The organism is Pantoea sp. SYBGC1, from assembly GCF_057197005.1.
Genome location: NZ_JBXUNM010000010.1, coordinates 34788 through 50641 on the forward strand (window position 1 = coordinate 34788; position 15854 = coordinate 50641).

The 15854-nt window shown below is 57.5% G+C and carries 16 protein-coding genes; 14 read left to right on the forward strand and 2 right to left on the reverse strand.

Annotated elements, in window-relative coordinates; translation table 11 throughout:
- Nucleotides 1-62 precede the first annotated feature (62 nt).
- The 4 genes from ftsY (at nucleotide 63) to rpoH (ending at nucleotide 4421) form a co-directional block, all read left to right on the forward strand.
- Nucleotides 63-1664 carry a signal recognition particle-docking protein FtsY gene (gene ftsY, locus AC2CF9_RS15095; RefSeq protein ID WP_484557364.1) on the forward strand — a complete coding sequence of 534 codons (1602 nt, stop codon included), beginning with the start codon at nucleotides 63-65 and terminating at the stop codon, nucleotides 1662-1664.
- A gap of 5 nt (nucleotides 1665-1669) precedes the next feature.
- Nucleotides 1670-2338, forward strand: a complete 669-nt coding sequence (ftsE, locus tag AC2CF9_RS15100; protein WP_065650521.1) for a cell division ATP-binding protein FtsE — start codon at nucleotides 1670-1672, stop codon at nucleotides 2336-2338.
- Nucleotides 2328-3323 (forward strand): permease-like cell division protein FtsX, encoded by a 996-nt coding sequence (gene ftsX / locus AC2CF9_RS15105; protein WP_484557365.1) that lies wholly within the window; start codon nucleotides 2328-2330, stop codon nucleotides 3321-3323. The genes ftsE and ftsX overlap by 11 nt, the downstream gene beginning before the upstream one ends.
- Nucleotides 3324-3563: 240 nt before the next feature.
- Nucleotides 3564-4421 carry an RNA polymerase sigma factor RpoH gene (rpoH, locus tag AC2CF9_RS15110; RefSeq protein WP_039381911.1) on the forward strand — a complete coding sequence of 286 codons (858 nt, stop codon included), beginning with the start codon at nucleotides 3564-3566 and terminating at the stop codon, nucleotides 4419-4421.
- A 71-nt stretch (nucleotides 4422-4492) separates the two neighbouring features.
- On the opposite strand, the gene panM is transcribed toward rpoH, so the two are convergent.
- Entirely contained in the window at nucleotides 4493-4888 is a 396-nt protein-coding gene (gene panM / locus AC2CF9_RS15115; protein ID WP_150018653.1) for an aspartate 1-decarboxylase autocleavage activator PanM, read from the reverse strand.
- Between the two features lie 401 nt (nucleotides 4889-5289).
- On the opposite strand from panM, the gene AC2CF9_RS15120 reads away from it, so the two are divergent.
- The 10 genes from AC2CF9_RS15120 (at nucleotide 5290) to ugpQ (ending at nucleotide 15386) form a co-directional block, all read left to right on the forward strand.
- A complete protein-coding gene (locus AC2CF9_RS15120; RefSeq protein ID WP_484557366.1) occupies nucleotides 5290-6417 on the forward strand; it encodes a branched-chain amino acid ABC transporter substrate-binding protein in 1128 nt (375 codons plus the stop codon).
- A gap of 155 nt (nucleotides 6418-6572) precedes the next feature.
- The gene (livH, locus tag AC2CF9_RS15125; RefSeq protein WP_039381919.1) at nucleotides 6573-7499 is read left to right on the forward strand and encodes a high-affinity branched-chain amino acid ABC transporter permease LivH; all 927 of its coding nucleotides are present in this window, start codon (nucleotides 6573-6575) and stop codon (nucleotides 7497-7499) included.
- Nucleotides 7496-8767, forward strand: a complete 1272-nt coding sequence (locus tag AC2CF9_RS15130) for a high-affinity branched-chain amino acid ABC transporter permease LivM (protein ID WP_150018651.1) — start codon at nucleotides 7496-7498, stop codon at nucleotides 8765-8767. Before livH ends, AC2CF9_RS15130 begins: the two co-directional genes overlap by 4 nt.
- Entirely contained in the window at nucleotides 8764-9531 is a 768-nt protein-coding gene (gene livG, locus AC2CF9_RS15135; protein WP_039381923.1) for a high-affinity branched-chain amino acid ABC transporter ATP-binding protein LivG, read from the forward strand. The genes AC2CF9_RS15130 and livG overlap by 4 nt, the downstream gene beginning before the upstream one ends.
- Nucleotide 9532: 1 nt before the next feature.
- Nucleotides 9533-10246, forward strand: a complete 714-nt coding sequence (livF, locus tag AC2CF9_RS15140) for a high-affinity branched-chain amino acid ABC transporter ATP-binding protein LivF (protein ID WP_094111290.1) — start codon at nucleotides 9533-9535, stop codon at nucleotides 10244-10246.
- A 224-nt stretch (nucleotides 10247-10470) separates the two neighbouring features.
- Nucleotides 10471-11787 (forward strand): sn-glycerol-3-phosphate ABC transporter substrate-binding protein UgpB, encoded by a 1317-nt coding sequence (gene ugpB / locus AC2CF9_RS15145; protein WP_150018650.1) that lies wholly within the window; start codon nucleotides 10471-10473, stop codon nucleotides 11785-11787.
- Between the two features lie 55 nt (nucleotides 11788-11842).
- Complete coding sequence (gene ugpA, locus AC2CF9_RS15150) at nucleotides 11843-12733, forward strand: sn-glycerol-3-phosphate ABC transporter permease UgpA (RefSeq protein WP_484557367.1); 891 nt, start codon at nucleotides 11843-11845, stop codon at nucleotides 12731-12733.
- The gene (ugpE, locus tag AC2CF9_RS15155) at nucleotides 12730-13572 is read left to right on the forward strand and encodes a sn-glycerol-3-phosphate ABC transporter permease UgpE (protein WP_094111291.1); all 843 of its coding nucleotides are present in this window, start codon (nucleotides 12730-12732) and stop codon (nucleotides 13570-13572) included. Before ugpA ends, ugpE begins: the two co-directional genes overlap by 4 nt.
- Complete coding sequence (locus AC2CF9_RS15160; RefSeq protein ID WP_484557368.1) at nucleotides 13573-14646, forward strand: sn-glycerol-3-phosphate import ATP-binding protein UgpC; 1074 nt, start codon at nucleotides 13573-13575, stop codon at nucleotides 14644-14646. It begins immediately after the preceding gene.
- On the forward strand, nucleotides 14643-15386 hold the full coding sequence (gene ugpQ / locus AC2CF9_RS15165) for a glycerophosphodiester phosphodiesterase (RefSeq protein WP_484557369.1): 744 nt from the start codon (nucleotides 14643-14645) through the stop codon (nucleotides 15384-15386). The genes AC2CF9_RS15160 and ugpQ overlap by 4 nt, the downstream gene beginning before the upstream one ends.
- Here ugpQ and AC2CF9_RS15170 read toward each other — a convergent pair.
- Complete coding sequence (locus tag AC2CF9_RS15170) at nucleotides 15383-15676, reverse strand: DUF2756 domain-containing protein (protein WP_484557370.1); 294 nt, start codon at nucleotides 15674-15676, stop codon at nucleotides 15383-15385. The genes ugpQ and AC2CF9_RS15170 overlap by 4 nt on opposite strands.
- Between the last annotated feature and the right edge of the window lie 178 nt (nucleotides 15677-15854).

Here is a 15854-nt window from a genome sequence, read left to right on the forward strand (position 1 = left end):
ATTTATATCCCCCGGGGACAGCGTGCTACCGGGAATAAGCCATCGAGGAGTGTAGTTACACAATGGCAAAAGAGAAAAAACGCGGCTTTTTTTCCTGGCTGGGATTTGGCAAGGAAGAGCAGGCACCCGCCCCGGCTGAAGAGCAGGTAAAAGAGCAGCCTGCAGAGGAGGTTCAGCCCGCTGCCGCTGAAGAGAGTGCGTCAGAGCGTGCCGAAGCGCAGGCAGCAGAAACCGTTGCGCTGACGGAGCAACTGGCGAAAGAGCAGGCCGCGGCAGAGCAGGCAGCCCCGCATGCGCTGCCCTCTGAAGAGGCCATCATCACCGCTCAGCCGGAGGAGATCCTGCCGGAAGAGGAGCCTGAGCTGGCGCCGCTGCCGGTCAATGAAGAGATCCTGCCGGAAGAGGAGCCTGAGCTGACCCCGCTGCCGGCCGATGAAGAGATTGTACCGGAAGAGGAGCCTGAGCTGGCGCCGCTGCCGGAAGAGATGCCGGCGGCCGTTGCGGAGGAGCCACCGCTGACAGCCGCCGTCGCGCCGGAGCCGGTTCTGCCCGGCGATGAAAGCCAGCTGGCGGAAGCGGAATCTCTGGCTGATGAGGATGCGCCGCTCAGCGATGAAGAGCTGGAGGCACTGGCGCTGGCGGAGACCTACGCTGAAGACGCCGCTGCAGACTCTGCAGACACCGTAAGCGATCTTCCGCTGGCGGCAGCGCCCATTGTGGCGCAGGAGCAGGAGCGCCCGACCAAAGAGGGCTTTTTTGCGCGCCTCAAGCGCAGCCTGGTTAAAACGCGCACCAACCTTGGCTCCGGTTTTATCAGCCTGTTTCGCGGTAAAAAGATTGATGACGACCTGTTTGACGAGCTGGAAGAGCAGCTGCTGATTGCGGATGTGGGCGTGGAAACCACTCGCCGGATTATTACCAGCCTGACTCAGCAGGCAAGCCGCAAACAGCTGCGCGATGCTGAAGCGCTCTATGGGCTGCTGAAAGCGGAAATGGCCGGCATTCTCAATAAAGTCGATGCGCCGCTGGATGTCAGTGGCAAAACGCCGTTTGTGATCCTGATGGTGGGCGTAAACGGCGTCGGCAAAACCACCACTATCGGTAAACTGGCGCGTCAGTATCAGGCGGAAGGCAAATCGGTGATGCTGGCTGCCGGCGATACCTTCCGTGCCGCGGCGGTCGAGCAGCTGCAGGTGTGGGGCGAGCGCAATCATATTCCGGTTGTGGCACAGCATACCGGTGCGGATTCCGCCTCGGTGATTTTCGATGCTATTCAGGCGGCGAAGTCGCGCAATGTGGATGTGTTAATTGCCGATACAGCCGGTCGCCTGCAGAACAAATCGCACCTGATGGAAGAGCTGAAAAAAATCACCCGCGTGATGAAGAAGCTGGATGAGGATGCGCCGCATGAAGTGATGCTGACGTTGGATGCCAGCACCGGACAGAATGCGGTCAGCCAGGCAAAACTGTTTAATGAAGCGGTAGGGCTGACAGGTATCGCCCTGACCAAACTGGACGGCACGGCGAAAGGGGGCGTTATCTTCTCCATTGCCGATCAGTTCGGCATTCCTATTCGCTATATCGGTGTCGGAGAAGGCATCGAAGATTTACGGCCATTCAAGGCCGAAGACTTTATTGAGGCACTGTTTGCCCGAGAGGAATGATTGGCATGATTCGCTTTGAAGAAGTCAGTAAGGCTTATCTGGGAGGGCGCCAGGCGCTGCAGGGCGTTGATTTTCATCTGCGTCCCGGCGAGATGTCCTTCCTGACCGGACACTCCGGCGCGGGTAAAAGTACCCTGCTGAAGCTGATTTGCGGCATTGAGCGTCCGAGCGCCGGACAGATCTGGTTCAGCGGGCACGATATCTCCCGCCTGCGTCACAGCGAAGTGCCGTTTCTGCGGCGCCAGATTGGCATGATTTTCCAGGATCACCATCTGCTGATGGATCGCTCTGTCTATGACAATGTGGCTATCCCGCTGATTATTTCCGGCGCCAGCGGCGAAGATATCCGCCGTCGTGTTTCAGCGGCACTGGATAAAGTCGGCCTGCTCGACAAAGCGAAAAGTTACCCGATTCAGCTCTCCGGCGGTGAACAGCAGCGCGTGGGTATTGCGCGCGCGGTGGTTAATAAACCCGCCGTCCTGCTGGCAGATGAACCCACCGGTAACCTCGATAATGCGCTGTCAGAAGATATCCTGCGCCTGTTTGAAGAGTTTAACCGGGTCGGGGTAACGGTACTGATGGCAACCCACGATCTGGGGCTAATCGCGCGGCGTAACTACCGCGTGATGACGCTGAATCAGGGACGTCTGCACGGAGGCCACGATGGTCAATAAACGCAACAAGCGCCCGGCGGCGGCCAGAGCGGCAAAGCAGCCTAAAACGCCGTCAAAGCGCAAAGCGCTGAAAGGTGGCTGGCAGGAGCAGTGGCGCTACGCCCTGCGCGGTACCCTGTCCGATATGTGGCGCCAGCCGCTGGCAACGCTGCTAACCGTTATGGTTATCGCGATTTCACTGACGCTGCCCAGCGTCTGTTACATGGTGTGGAAAAACGTCAGCCAGGCGGCCACCCAGTGGTATCCGGCGCCGCAGCTAACGGTCTATCTCGACAAGACGCTGGACGACACTGCGGCAGAAAACGTCACCGCACAGCTTAAGCAGCTGGAAGGTGTCGACAGTGTGAACTACCTGACGCGTGACGAAGCGCAGAGTGAGTTTCGCAACTGGTCTGGTTTTGGCGGCGCGATGGATCTGCTGGAGCAGAATCCGCTGCCGGCGGTGGCCATTATCACGCCGAAGCTTAATTTCCAGAACTCTGACACCATGGCAAGCCTGCGCGATCGCGTGGCAAAAGTGCAGGGCGTGGATGAAGTACGGATGGATGACAGCTGGTTTGCCCGTCTGGCAGCGCTGACCGGCCTGGTCGGGCAGGTGGCCTCCATGATCGGTCTGCTGATGATTGTGGCAGTGTTCCTGGTGATTGGTAACAGCGTCCGGCTCAGCATCTTTGCCCGGCGCGACACCATCAACGTCCAGAAGCTGATTGGCGCAACGGATGGCTTTATCCTGCGGCCGTTCCTCTATGGCGGTGCGTTGCTCGGTTTTGCCGGTGCGCTACTGTCGCTGGTGCTCTCTGAAGTACTGGTGCTGCGACTGCAGTCGGTGGTGGCGCAGGTCGCGTCGGTATTTGGCACCGCCTTTACGCTGGAAGGTTTTGCATGGGATGAGGGCCTGCTGCTGCTGCTGATTGCCGCCATTATTGGCTGGATTGCTGCATGGCTTGCCACTGTGCAACATTTACGCCGATTTACGCCGCAGTAACCCATGGCAACGATTTTTTGATATACTCTTCCTCTGCTGCCAGCGATGCGGGCGCAGAGGAATGCTCCGATTTTCCCCGCTGTCACCTGTGTGTAAAATATTCACTGCTATAATTGAACTTGTGGATAACCCTGGCGTCTAATTAGCACAGATTGCTGTTGGTTTTCGCCTGACGTTGACATACTGTAGCGTTTGCGTAAGGACACGCGCAGCAACTCCATTGAATTTGTGAGGGTTTGAATGACCAAAGAAATGCAAACTTTAGCGATTGCTCCTCTGGGCAACCTGGAATCTTACGTTCGGGCTGCCAACAACTGGCCGGTATTGACGGCAGAAGAGGAAAAAGCACTGGCTGAGCGGCTGCATTACCAGGGCGATCTGGATGCAGCGAAAACGCTGATCCTGTCACACCTGCGCTTTGTTGTTCACATCGCACGTAACTATGCAGGTTATGGTCTGCCACAGGCGGATCTGATTCAGGAAGGCAACATCGGCCTGATGAAAGCGGTGCGCCGTTTTAATCCGGAAGTCGGCGTGCGTCTGGTTTCATTCGCAGTGCACTGGATCAAAGCAGAGATCCACGAATATGTGCTGCGTAACTGGCGCATTGTCAAAGTCGCCACCACCAAAGCGCAGCGTAAGCTGTTCTTTAACCTGCGTAAAACCAAGCAGCGTCTGGGCTGGTTTAATCAGGATGAAGTCGACATGGTGGCGCGTGAACTCGGCGTCAGCACGAAGGATGTGCTGGAGATGGAGTCGCGTATGGCGGCACAGGACATGACCTTTGATATGTCCTCTGACGATGAAGCGGGCGACGGCAAGCCAATGGCTCCCGTGCTCTACCTGCAGGATAAAACGTCAGATTTCGCTGACGGTATCGAAGAGGATAACTGGGACGCCCACGCAGCGGATAAGCTGAGTGATGCGATGCTCAGCCTGGATGAACGCAGTCAGCATATCATTCGTGCCCGCTGGCTGGATGATGACAATAAAACCACGCTGCAGGAGCTGGCCGACCGCTATGGCGTCTCAGCGGAGCGCGTGCGTCAGCTGGAAAAGAATGCGATGAAAAAGCTGCGCATGGCGATTGAAGCCTGACAGTTCGCAGACGGTAATAAGGGCAACCTCAGGGTTGCCCTTTTTTATGTCCGCCATCCGGCCGCGCAACGCTACTCTGCCACTTTTACCCAGCCGTCTGCCTGCGCGCGGAAGCCACACGCCTGCATAAACGCTGCCCGAATCCCCTGGTCAGCATAGCCATCATCCGCAATCCACCAGTGATCCTGCGAACCATTCTGCGCCAGTGTCTCCTCCAGTAAGTAACGCCCGACGCCGCGCCGGCGCGTAGCCTCACGGACTTCAAAGTGCGTGATTTTGCCGTGGGTACCACGGATTTCCAGCTGCAGCGCGCCCAGCAGCCGATCGTTAAACCGCGCGGCATAGAGCCGCTGCGTATCACTTAGTGTGTTTTCCAGCTGCGCAATATCCTGCTGCGGCCAGATTTTAGCGAGGTCGATGCGATCCTGCGGCGTAAGTGAAACGATACGCTGAATAGTGAGTTTCATAACCCGTACCTGTACTGGCAGAAAGGGCATAGTGTAGCGAATTTATACAGTCAGAGCGCTGTCACTTTTTTGCGATAAAAACAGGTCAAATGGCAGACACTTTGCCAGGATTGTGGAGTAAGCCCGCAACGATTGCCGAATAAGCCAGCATAACGCGCTACCCTGGTGCGCAAATTACGGCCATAACCTCCAGAGTATTATGCTGTTCAGGCCGCTCATTACTGAATATGTCAGTTGATTTACAGCAGAAAATTCCTGTTTAATAACCTGAAAATAAAGCTGTTTTAACAAAAAAAGCCAGATAAGAGCGCTAACTCCTTCTATCTGAATCAGTTTCCTCTTTCACTGGCTGAAATAAAACCAATCACAACAGACACGACATAACAGATGGGGAAGTACGCATGAAGATGAGTAAAGGACGCGCGTTACTGGCGGGCTGCGTTGCACTGGCAATGAGCCATGCCGCGCTGGCTGCCGATATCAAAATCGCTATCGTAGGTGCAGCAACCGGCCCGGTCGCGCAATATGGTGATATGCAGTTCACGGGTGCAGCGCAGGCGATCAAAGATATTAATGCCAAAGGCGGCGTAAACGGCGACAAACTGGTTGGCGTGGAGTATGACGACGCGTGTGACCCGAAACAGGCAGTTGCGGTAGCGAACAAAGTGGTTAACGACGGCATTAAATATGTTATCGGCCATCTCTGCTCCTCTTCTACGCAGCCTGCATCTGACATCTATAACGATGAAGGCATTCTGATGATTACGCCGGCCGCCACTGCTCCTGAGCTGACCGCGCGTGGCTATGCTGACGTTATGCGTACCACCGGCCTCGATTCCGATCAGGGCCCGACGGCAGCAACCTATATTCTGGAGCAGATCAAGCCGAAGCGTATTGCCGTCGTGCATGACAAGCAGCAGTACGGTCAGGGTCTGGCGGAGTCCGTGCAGAAAACCCTGAAGGCCAAAGGTGGTAACGTGGTGCTGTTTGAGGGCATCACCGCCGGCGATAAAGATTTCTCCACGCTGATTGCCCGCCTGAAGAAAGAGAACGTCGATTTTGTTTACTACGGCGGCTACTACCCGGAGCTGGGGCAGATCCTGCGCCAGGCAAAAACGGCCGGCCTGAAAGCGGGCTTTATGGGACCCGAGGGCGTGGGTAACGCCTCACTCTCCAACATTGCTGGCGATGCGTCAGAAGGCCTGTACGTTACGTTGCCAAAGCGTTATGACCAGCTGCCGGAGAACAAAGCGATCGTTGATGCCATTAAGGGCAACAGCGCTTCAAACCGCAAAGATCCGACCGGCCCGTTTGTCTGGACCACCTATGCCGCAATTCAGTCGCTGGTGGCGGGCATTGAGCGCAGCAAAAGCGATGAGCCCGATGAGATTGCAAAAAACCTGAAAGCGGGCGCGCCGGTGCCGACCGTAATGGGCGACCTGAGCTGGGATCAGAAAGGCGATCTGAAAGGGTTCGAGTTCGGCGTGTTCAAATGGCACAAAGATGGCTCATCAACCGCAGTGAAATAAGCGCTGTTAACCGGTTCTACCGTATAGCGTAACTATCTCCCCCTCCCGTGCGCGGGCGGGGGCAGGGAGCTGGCAGACGCGCCGTGAGCGGTTTGCTGCCCTGACCCTTTCTTACCCCAGAGAGGGAATCTCTGATCCACTTGCAGGTCCTCATTATGTCCGAGCAGTTTCTCTATTTTATTCAGCAGATGTTCAACGGGGTAACCCTCGGGAGCACCTATGCGCTGATCGCGATTGGCTACACCATGGTGTATGGCATCATCGGCATGATCAACTTCGCCCACGGCGAGGTTTACATGATCGGCAGCTATGTCTCTTTTATTGTCATTGCCGCCCTGATGATGATGGGCATTGATACCTCGTGGCTGATGATCGCCGCCGGTTTTATCATGGCAGTGATCATCTCCAGCGCTTACGGCTGGAGTATTGAACGCGTTGCCTATAAGCCGGTGCGCGCTTCCAAGCGGCTGATTGCGCTTATCTCCGCCATCGGGATGTCTATTTTCCTGCAAAACTACGTCAGCCTGACCCAGGGCTCGCGCGATCTGGCGCTGCCGAGTCTGATCACCGGCCAGTGGACATTGGGTGAAAGCAACGGCTTCGCCGCCACGCTCACGACCATGCAGCTGGTGATCTGGGTAGTGACGTTTCTGGCAATGCTGGCGCTGACGCTGTTTATCCGCTATTCGCGTATGGGCCGCGCCTGTCGCGCCTGTGCGGAAGATCTGAAAATGGCCAGCCTGCTGGGCATCAATACCGATCGCGTTATTTCGCTGACCTTCGTGATCGGCGCGGCGATGGCAGCGGTCGCGGGCGTATTGCTGGGGCAGTTCTACGGCTCAATCAACCCGTTTATTGGTTTTATGGCCGGCATGAAAGCGTTCACCGCAGCGGTTCTGGGCGGTATCGGCAGTATTCCCGGCGCTATGATTGGCGGGCTGGTACTTGGCATTGCGGAAGCGCTGACGTCAGCTTACCTTTCGACAGAATATAAAGATGTGGTCTCTTTTGCGCTGCTGATTGTGGTCCTGCTGGTGATGCCAACCGGTATTCTGGGTCGCCCGGAGGTAGAGAAAGTATGAAGCGTCTCGGTCTGCTTAACGCCGTGCTCTCTGCGGCAATGCTGCTGGTGCTGGCCAGCTTCTTTATGGGCATGCGTCTCGACCTGGATGGCACCCGGCTGATTGTGGTCAGCGCGGGCGAGGTTCGCTGGAACTGGATCTTCGCGGGCTGCGCGGTGGTCTTTATCTTTCAGCTGCTGCGTCCGCTATTTTCAGGCCGGCTTCGCCGCAGCGGTAAAGCCTTTGTGCTGCCGGCGTTTGATGGATCTACCGCGAAGCAGAAACTGCTGATGACGCTGCTGATCGTCGCTGCCGTTGCGTGGCCGCTGTTTGCCTCACGCGGCAGCATCGACATTGCTACGCTGACGCTGATCTACGTCATGCTGGGACTGGGGCTTAACGTGGTGGTTGGCCTCTCCGGACTGCTGGTGCTGGGCTACGGCGGTTTTTATGCCATTGGCGCCTATACCTTTGCGCTGCTGAACCACTACTACGGTTTTGGCTTCTGGGAGAGCCTGCCGCTGGCGGGCATCGTGGCGGGCGCTTTTGGCCTGATGCTGGGGTTTCCGGTGCTGCGCCTGCGCGGCGACTATCTGGCGATTGTCACGCTCGGTTTCGGTGAAATCGTGCGTATTCTGCTGCTGAACAGTACGTCGATTACCGGCGGGCCGAACGGTATTGCGCAGATCCCCAAGCCCGGCCTGTTTGGCATTGAGTTTGGCCGCCGCGTCAGCGAAGGGGGCTGGACGACATTCCACGACCTGACCGGGCTTGCCTACAACCCTAATCACCGTGTGATTTTCCTCTATCTGGTCGCGCTGCTGCTGGTGGTACTGACGCTGTTTGTGATCAATCGCCTGCTGCGTATGCCGCTGGGGCGCGCATGGGAAGCGCTGCGCGAAGATGAGATCGCCTGCCGCTCGCTGGGTTTAAGTCCGACGCGCATCAAGCTGACCGCCTTTACCATCAGCGCCGTATTTGCCGGTTTTGCCGGGACGCTGTTTGCGGCGCGCCAGGGCTTTGTCAGCCCGGAGTCGTTTACGTTTGTCGAATCCGCGTTTGTGCTGGCTATCGTGGTACTGGGCGGCATGGGGTCGCAGCTGGCGGTGATCCTCGCGGCGATCCTGCTGGTGGTATCGCGTGAACTGATGCGCGATCTTAATGAGTACAGCATGCTGGTGCTGGGCGGCCTGATGGTGCTGATGATGATCTGGCGTCCGCAGGGGTTACTGCCGATGAAGCGTCCGCATCTGAAACTGAAAAAGAGCAAACAGGGAGAGCAGGCATGAGTCAGCCTTTATTAGCCGTTGAAGGCCTGATGATGCGTTTTGGCGGCCTGCTGGCCGTCAACAATGTGGCACTGGCGCTGCATCCGCAGGAGATTGTTTCGCTTATCGGACCTAACGGTGCCGGTAAAACGACCGTGTTCAACTGCCTGACCGGCTTCTATAAGCCAACCGGCGGCACCATTAAATTGCGCGATCGACCGCTACAGGGTCTGCCGGGGCAGAAAATCGCGCGCATGGGTATCGTGCGCACGTTTCAGCATGTGCGGCTGTTCCGTGAGATGACGGTGATTGAAAATCTGCTGGTGGCGCAGCATCAGCATCTGAAAAGCGGTGTCTTTTCCGGCCTGTTAAAAACTCCGGCGTTTCGCCGTGGTGAGAGCGAGGCGCTCGATCGCGCAGCCATCTGGCTGGAGCGTATCGGCCTGCTGGAGCTGGCAAACCGCCAGGCGGGCAATCTGGCTTACGGCCAGCAGCGCCGGCTGGAAATTGCCCGCTGCATGGTCACGCGCCCGGAGATCCTGATGCTGGACGAACCGGCCGCGGGCCTCAACCCGCGTGAAACGCATGAGCTGGATGCGCTGATCGCCGAGCTGCGCAGCGAGCACAAGGTATCAGTGCTGCTGATTGAACACGATATGAAGCTGGTGATGGGCATTTCCGACCGCATCTACGTGGTCAATCAGGGAACGCCGCTGGCGAACGGTACACCGGAACAGATCCGCAACAACCCGGACGTGATCCGGGCTTATTTAGGTGAGGCGTAAGATGGCAAACCCGATGTTAACGCTGCAGGGTGTAAGCGCCCACTACGGCCCGATCCAGGCGCTGCACAATATTAATCTGCATATCAGTCAGGGGGAGATCGTCACGCTGATTGGTGCCAACGGCGCCGGTAAAACCACGCTGCTGGGTACGCTGTGCGGCGAGCCGCGCGCCAGCAGCGGCACCATTGTGTTTGACGGAAAAACCATCACCGACTGGCAGACGGCAAAAATCATGCGGGAGGCGATCGCGATCGTGCCGGAAGGGCGTCGGGTGTTTTCCCGCATGACGGTGGAGGAGAATCTGGCGATGGGCGGTTTCTTTGCCAGCCGGCATGAGTATCAGACGCGTATTGAGCGGGTTTACCAGCTGTTTCCCCGGCTGGCAGAACGCAAAGTGCAGCGTGCCGGTACCATGTCCGGCGGCGAACAGCAGATGCTGGCGATTGGTCGTGCGCTGATGAGCCAGCCGCGTCTGCTGCTGCTGGATGAACCCTCGCTCGGCCTGGCGCCTATCATCATCCAGCAGATTTTTGACACCATCGAGCAGCTGCGTAAAGAGGGGATGACCATCTTTCTGGTTGAGCAAAACGCCAATCAGGCGCTGAAGCTTGCCGATCGCGGTTACGTGCTGGAGAACGGTCACGTAGTGCTGGAGGACAGCGGCGAGGCGCTGCTCTCTAACGAAGCGGTACGCAGCGCCTATCTCGGCGCCTGACCGGCCTGCGGCCCGGTATCCTGCCGGGCCGCCTTTCTCCTGCCTGCCGCTTTTTTTGCTAAAAAATGTGCACGACGTTCACGTTTTGCCGCCTGGCTGGCGCGTTTCTGTGTGTCATATCTCTGTCATATTTCGGTTATTTTTCTATCATCTTCCCGTGTCATGTTACTCCGCGAACAAAAAATGCGTGATATTGCGCGTACCTAACAGCACAGGAAAACTTTATGACCGCTTTAACGCTTCGTCCCCGTCTGATGAGTGTGTTGCTTGGTCTGGCGCTCAGCGGTAACGCGCTGGCTGCGACCGAAATCCCTTTCTGGCACTCAATGGAAGGGGAGTTAGGCAAAGAAGTTGACTCTCTGGCACAGCGTTTTAACCAGGCGCATCCCGATTACAAAATTGTGCCCACTTACAAAGGTAACTACGAGCAGAGCCTGGCGGCGGGGATTGCAGCGGTACGCACCGGTAAAGCGCCTGCGCTGCTGCAGGTCTATGAAGTCGGTACGGCAACCATGATGGCCTCGAAAGCGATTGTGCCGGTGCATGACGTGTTCAGCCAGGCTGGCGTGCAGATGGATGCGAAGCAGTTTGTGCCGGCCGTGGCGGGTTACTACAGCGACAGCAGCGGTCAGCTGATCTCTCAGCCGTTTAACAGCTCAACGCCGGTGCTCTACTACAACAAAGATGCCTTTAAAAAAGCGGGGCTCGATCCGGAGCAGCCGCCAAAAACCTGGCAGGAGCTGGCAAAAGACGCCGCTGCGCTGCGTAAAGCCGGCATGAGCTGCGGCTATGCCAGCGGCTGGCAGGGCTGGATCCAGATTGAAAACTTCAGCGCGTGGCATGCGCTGCCGGTAGCCAGTAAAAACAACGGCTTCGACGGCACCGATGCGGTGCTGGAGTTCAACAAACCGGTGCAGGTGCGGCATATCCAGATGCTCGAAGAGATGAACAAAAAAGGTGATTTCACCTACTTTGGACGCAAGGATGAGCCGACCGCCAAGTTTTATAACGGCGACTGCGGGATCACGACCGCCTCTTCCGGTTCGCTGGCGGATATCAAGCACTACGCCAAATTTAACTTCGGCGTTGGCATGATGCCGTATGACGATACCGTGCCTGAAGCTCCACAGAACGCCATCATCGGCGGCGCCAGCCTGTGGGTGATGAAAGGCAAAGATGCGGCTACCTATAAAGGGGCGGCGGAGTTTATGAAGTTCCTCGCGCAGCCGGAGATTGCCGCCGAATGGCATCAGAAAACCGGCTACCTGCCGATCACTACCGCCGCCTACGAGCTGACCAGAAAGCAGGGTTTCTATGAGAAAAACCCGGGCGCGGATATCGCTACCCGGCAGATGCTCAACAAAGATCCGCTGCCGTACACCAAAGGGATGCGCCTCGGCAATATGCCGCAAATCCGCACGGTGGTAGATGAAGAGCTGGAAGGCGTCTGGACCGGCAAGCAGACGCCGCAGGCAGCGCTGGATAACGCGGTTAAGCGCGGTAACGCACTGCTGCGCCGCTTTGAACAGCAGGTGAAATAAATCCGATCCACCGGGAGCGACGCTGGGTCGCTCCCGCTTTCAGCGTGAGTTCGCTATGCCCTCATCGTCTCGTCCGGTCTTTCGTGCCCGGCTGCTGCCCTATTTGCTGATGGCACCGCAGCTGATTATCACCGCCATCTTCTTTCTCTGGCCTGCCGGAGAGGCCCTCTGGTATTCGCTGCAGAGCATCGATCCATTTGGCATCTCCAGCACTTTTGTCGGGCTGGAGAACTTCAGTCGTCTGTTCAGCGATCCCTACTATCTCGACTCCTTCTGGACCACCATAGTGTTCAGCCTGCTGGTCACGGTGCTGGGGATGCTGTTCTCGCTCCTGCTGGCCGCGCTGGTTGACTATGTTGTGCGTCTGCAGAAGCTCTATCAGACCCTGCTGCTGCTGCCGTACGCGGTGGCGCCGGTGGTCGCCGCAGTGCTGTGGATGTTCCTCTTTAATCCGGGGCTTGGGCTGCTCAGCCATCTGCTCAATCAGATGGGCTATAACTGGAACTATGCGCAGAACAGCGGTCAGGCAATGTTTCTGGTCGTGCTCGCCTCTATCTGGCAGCAGATGAGCTACAACTTTCTGTTTTTCTTCGCGGCGCTGCAGTCGATTCCGAAGTCGCTGACTGAGGCGGCCGCTATCGACGGAGCCGGGCCGGTACGGCGCTTTTTCCATCTTTCTCTGCCGCTGATTACGCCGGTAAGCTTCTTTCTGCTGGTGGTCAACCTGGTCTACGCCTTCTTTGACACTTTTCCGGTCATTGATGCCGCTACCGGTGGCGGGCCGGTACAGTCCACCACCACGCTTATCTACAAAATTTATCGGGAAGGATTCACCGGTCTCGATCTCTCCTCATCTGCCGCGCAGTCGGTCGTGCTGATGCTGCTGGTGATTGGCCTCACTATTCTGCAGTTCCGCTTTGTTGAGCGTAAGGTGCAATATCAATGATTGAGAACCGACGCGGGCTGGATATTTTCAGCCACACGCTGCTGATTCTGGGCGTGCTGACCATTCTGTTTCCGCTCTATGTCGCCTTTGTCGCCGCCACGCTGGATAACACCGCGGTTTATCAGGTGCCGATGACGCTGTTGCCCGGCACGCATCTGTGGGAGAACATTTCGCGTATCTGGACGCAGGGCGTTAACGGCAGCGCGGCATTTGGCATGATGTTGCTGAACAGCTTTATTATGGCGCTGGCGATTACGATCGGCAAAATCAGCGTTTCTATGCTCTCAGCTTTTGCGCTGGTCTGGTTTCGCTTTCCGCTGCGCACGCTCTTTTTCTGGCTGATTTTCATTACGCTGATGCTGCCGGTTGAAGTCCGTATCTTTCCGACGGTCGAGGTGATCGCCACGCTTAACCTGCTCGACAGCTACAGCGGGCTGACGCTGCCGCTGATGGCGTCGGCAACGGCTACCTTTCTGTTTCGCCAGTTCTTCCTGTCGCTGCCGGACGAGCTGATTGAAGCCGCGCGCATTGACGGCGCCGGGCCGATGCGCTTCTTTTGGGACATTGTTCTGCCGCTGTCCAAAACCAACCTTGCCGCGCTGTTTGTGATCACGTTTATCTACGGCTGGAATCAGTATCTCTGGCCGCTGCTGATTATTAATGATGCCAGCCTGAGCACCGCCGTGGCGGGAGTAAAAAGCATGATCAACACCAGCGGCGGTCCGACGCAGTGGAATGAAGTGATGGCGGCGATGTTATTAACCCTGATCCCACCGGTTGTGGTGGTTCTTGTAATGCAGCGCGCGTTTGTGCGTGGCCTGGTGGAGAATGAGAAATAGATGGCAGGCGTAACTTTACAGAGCGTGACGAAATCGTATGACGGCAAAAATGCGGTGATCCAGCCGCTGACCATCACCATCAACGAGGGCGAGTTTATGGTGATGGTGGGGCCATCCGGCTGCGGTAAATCGACGCTGCTGCGCATGGTGGCCGGACTGGAGCGCGTCAGCTCCGGCGACATTTTTATTGCTGAGCAGCGGGTCACGGAGATGGAGCCGAAAGATCGCGGCATCGCGATGGTGTTTCAGAACTACGCGCTCTACCCGCATATGACGGTAGGCGAAAACATGGGCTATGGCCTGAAAATCCGCGGTATGGGCAAAGCGCAGATCGCCCAGCGCGTGCTGGAGACCGCGCGCAGTCTGGAGCTCGATCACCTGCTGAACCGGCGACCGCGGGAACTCTCGGGCGGGCAGCGGCAGCGTGTGGCGATGGGACGCGCTATCGTGCGTGAACCGGCTGTCTTCCTGTTCGATGAACCACTCTCCAACCTTGATGCGCGCCTGCGCGTGCAGATGCGTCTTGAACTGCAGCAGCTGCACCGCCGCCTGAAAACCACCAGCCTTTACGTAACGCACGATCAGGTTGAGGCGATGACGCTGGCGGAGCGGGTGATGGTGATGAACAAAGGGATTGTGGAGCAGGTTGGCACGCCGGTAGAGGTCTATGAGCGCCCGGCCAGCCAGTTTGTTGCCGCCTTTATCGGTTCCCCGGCGATGAACCTGCTGCCAGGAGAGATCAGCCGCGACGGCCTGCACTTTATGCTGGATGCGCTGAACAGCCTGCCGCTGGGCGAGAGACGGCCGCAGTGGGCTAACAGGCCGCTGACGCTTGGCATCCGTCCTGAGCATATTCATCTCTCTTCACGTGAAGCAGGCGGCGTGCCGCTGGTGGTCGATACGCTGGAGATCCTCGGCGCGGACAACCTGGCACACGGCCATCTTGGTCAGGCGCGGCTGGTGGTACGGCTGCCGCACAGCGAACGTCCGCAGGCGGGCAGCACGCTGTGGCTGCATCTGCCGCCGGATGCGTTACACTTCTTCGATGCTGTTCATGGAAAACGTCTGGAATGAGTAACAACAACTGGCCCTACCCGAAAATTGTGGCCCATCGCGGCGGCGGTAAACTCGCCCCGGAAAACACGCTGGCGGCGATCGATACCGGCGCGCGTTACGGCCATACCATGATTGAGTTTGATGCCAAACTCTCGCAGGATAAACAGATCTTTCTGTTGCACGATGACACACTCGATCGCACCAGCAGCGGCTGGGGCGTGGCGGGCGAACAGACGTGGGCGCAGCTGGCACAGCTCGATGCCGGCGACTGGTTCAGCGGGGCGTTTACGGGCGAGCCGCTGGCGCTGCTGACGGATGTGGCGGCGCGCTGTCGTCAGCACCGGATGATGGCGAACATCGAAATCAAACCCACTACCGGCACCGACGCGGAGACGGGCGCTGCCGTGGCGCTCGCCGCCTGTCAGCTCTGGCAGGGGCAGACACCTCCGCTGCTCTCCTCGTTCTCACCTGAAGCGCTGGCGGCAGCACAGCAGGCCGCGCCAGAGCTGCCGCGCGGTCTGCTGCTGGATGAGTGGGATGACGCATGGCAGGCGCTGACCAGTCAGCTGGAGTGCGTGTCGATTCACCTGAATTACCGGCTGCTCGATGCTGAACGTACCGCACTGCTGAAGGCGGCGGGGTTACGTATCCTGGCCTATACGGTTAACCAGCCCGCACGTGCCCGCGAGCTGCTGAACTGGGGTGTGGATGCCATCTGCACCGATCGCATCGATATTATCGGTCCCGATTTCAGTTAGTTGTTATTCGGCATGGTGCCGTTCTGCTGCGTATTCTGACCCGGCTGCGACTGCAGTACCTGCTGCCGGGTACTGTCGCGTTTTTCCTGCAGCTGCCGCTGCATATTTTGCGTCTGCCGCTGCTGATCCTGATGCAGCAGGCGCTGCTGCTGCTGCTGCTGGGTCTGCATCTGGGTCTGCATACGCTGCTGGCTTGGGTTATAGCCGGGCTGATTCACATTGTTATTCAGCGTATTTGCCATACCGCTCAGCGGCAGCAGGGCTGCCAGCGCAATAAGCCATGTTTTCATTATTCCCTCCGATCGTCTGATCTGCTGTGTAAACAGGCGGCCCGCAGGCCGCCTGCCTCTTATTCATAAGTTTATGCGATATCACAAAGCCTGAAATCGGGCGTGCGTGCAATTTGCGTTAAGTGTTATGTTTTTACTGCTTTAGCAAACACTTGCATCGATAAATAACAAATGTAAA

Excerpts from the sequence above, each read along its gene's own strand:
- ugpE (WP_094111291.1), top strand. The coding sequence starts at position 12,730 with ATGATTGAGAACCGACGCGGGCTGGATATTTTCAGCCACACGCTGCTG.
- livH (WP_039381919.1), top strand. The coding sequence starts at position 6,573 with ATGTCCGAGCAGTTTCTCTATTTTATTCAGCAGATGTTCAACGGGGTA.
- livF (WP_094111290.1), top strand. The coding sequence starts at position 9,533 with ATGGCAAACCCGATGTTAACGCTGCAGGGTGTAAGCGCCCACTACGGC.
- ugpQ (WP_484557369.1), top strand. The coding sequence starts at position 14,643 with ATGAGTAACAACAACTGGCCCTACCCGAAAATTGTGGCCCATCGCGGC.
- AC2CF9_RS15120 (WP_484557366.1), top strand. The coding sequence starts at position 5,290 with ATGAAGATGAGTAAAGGACGCGCGTTACTGGCGGGCTGCGTTGCACTG.
- AC2CF9_RS15130 (WP_150018651.1), top strand. The coding sequence starts at position 7,496 with ATGAAGCGTCTCGGTCTGCTTAACGCCGTGCTCTCTGCGGCAATGCTG.
- AC2CF9_RS15160 (WP_484557368.1), top strand. The coding sequence starts at position 13,573 with ATGGCAGGCGTAACTTTACAGAGCGTGACGAAATCGTATGACGGCAAA.
- panM (WP_150018653.1), bottom strand. The coding sequence starts at position 4,888 with ATGAAACTCACTATTCAGCGTATCGTTTCACTTACGCCGCAGGATCGC.
- ftsE (WP_065650521.1), top strand. The coding sequence starts at position 1,670 with ATGATTCGCTTTGAAGAAGTCAGTAAGGCTTATCTGGGAGGGCGCCAG.
- rpoH (WP_039381911.1), top strand. The coding sequence starts at position 3,564 with ATGACCAAAGAAATGCAAACTTTAGCGATTGCTCCTCTGGGCAACCTG.
- AC2CF9_RS15170 (WP_484557370.1), bottom strand. The coding sequence starts at position 15,676 with ATGAAAACATGGCTTATTGCGCTGGCAGCCCTGCTGCCGCTGAGCGGT.
- ugpB (WP_150018650.1), top strand. The coding sequence starts at position 10,471 with ATGACCGCTTTAACGCTTCGTCCCCGTCTGATGAGTGTGTTGCTTGGT.
- ftsX (WP_484557365.1), top strand. The coding sequence starts at position 2,328 with ATGGTCAATAAACGCAACAAGCGCCCGGCGGCGGCCAGAGCGGCAAAG.
- ftsY (WP_484557364.1), top strand. The coding sequence starts at position 63 with ATGGCAAAAGAGAAAAAACGCGGCTTTTTTTCCTGGCTGGGATTTGGC.
- livG (WP_039381923.1), top strand. The coding sequence starts at position 8,764 with ATGAGTCAGCCTTTATTAGCCGTTGAAGGCCTGATGATGCGTTTTGGC.
- ugpA (WP_484557367.1), top strand. The coding sequence starts at position 11,843 with ATGCCCTCATCGTCTCGTCCGGTCTTTCGTGCCCGGCTGCTGCCCTAT.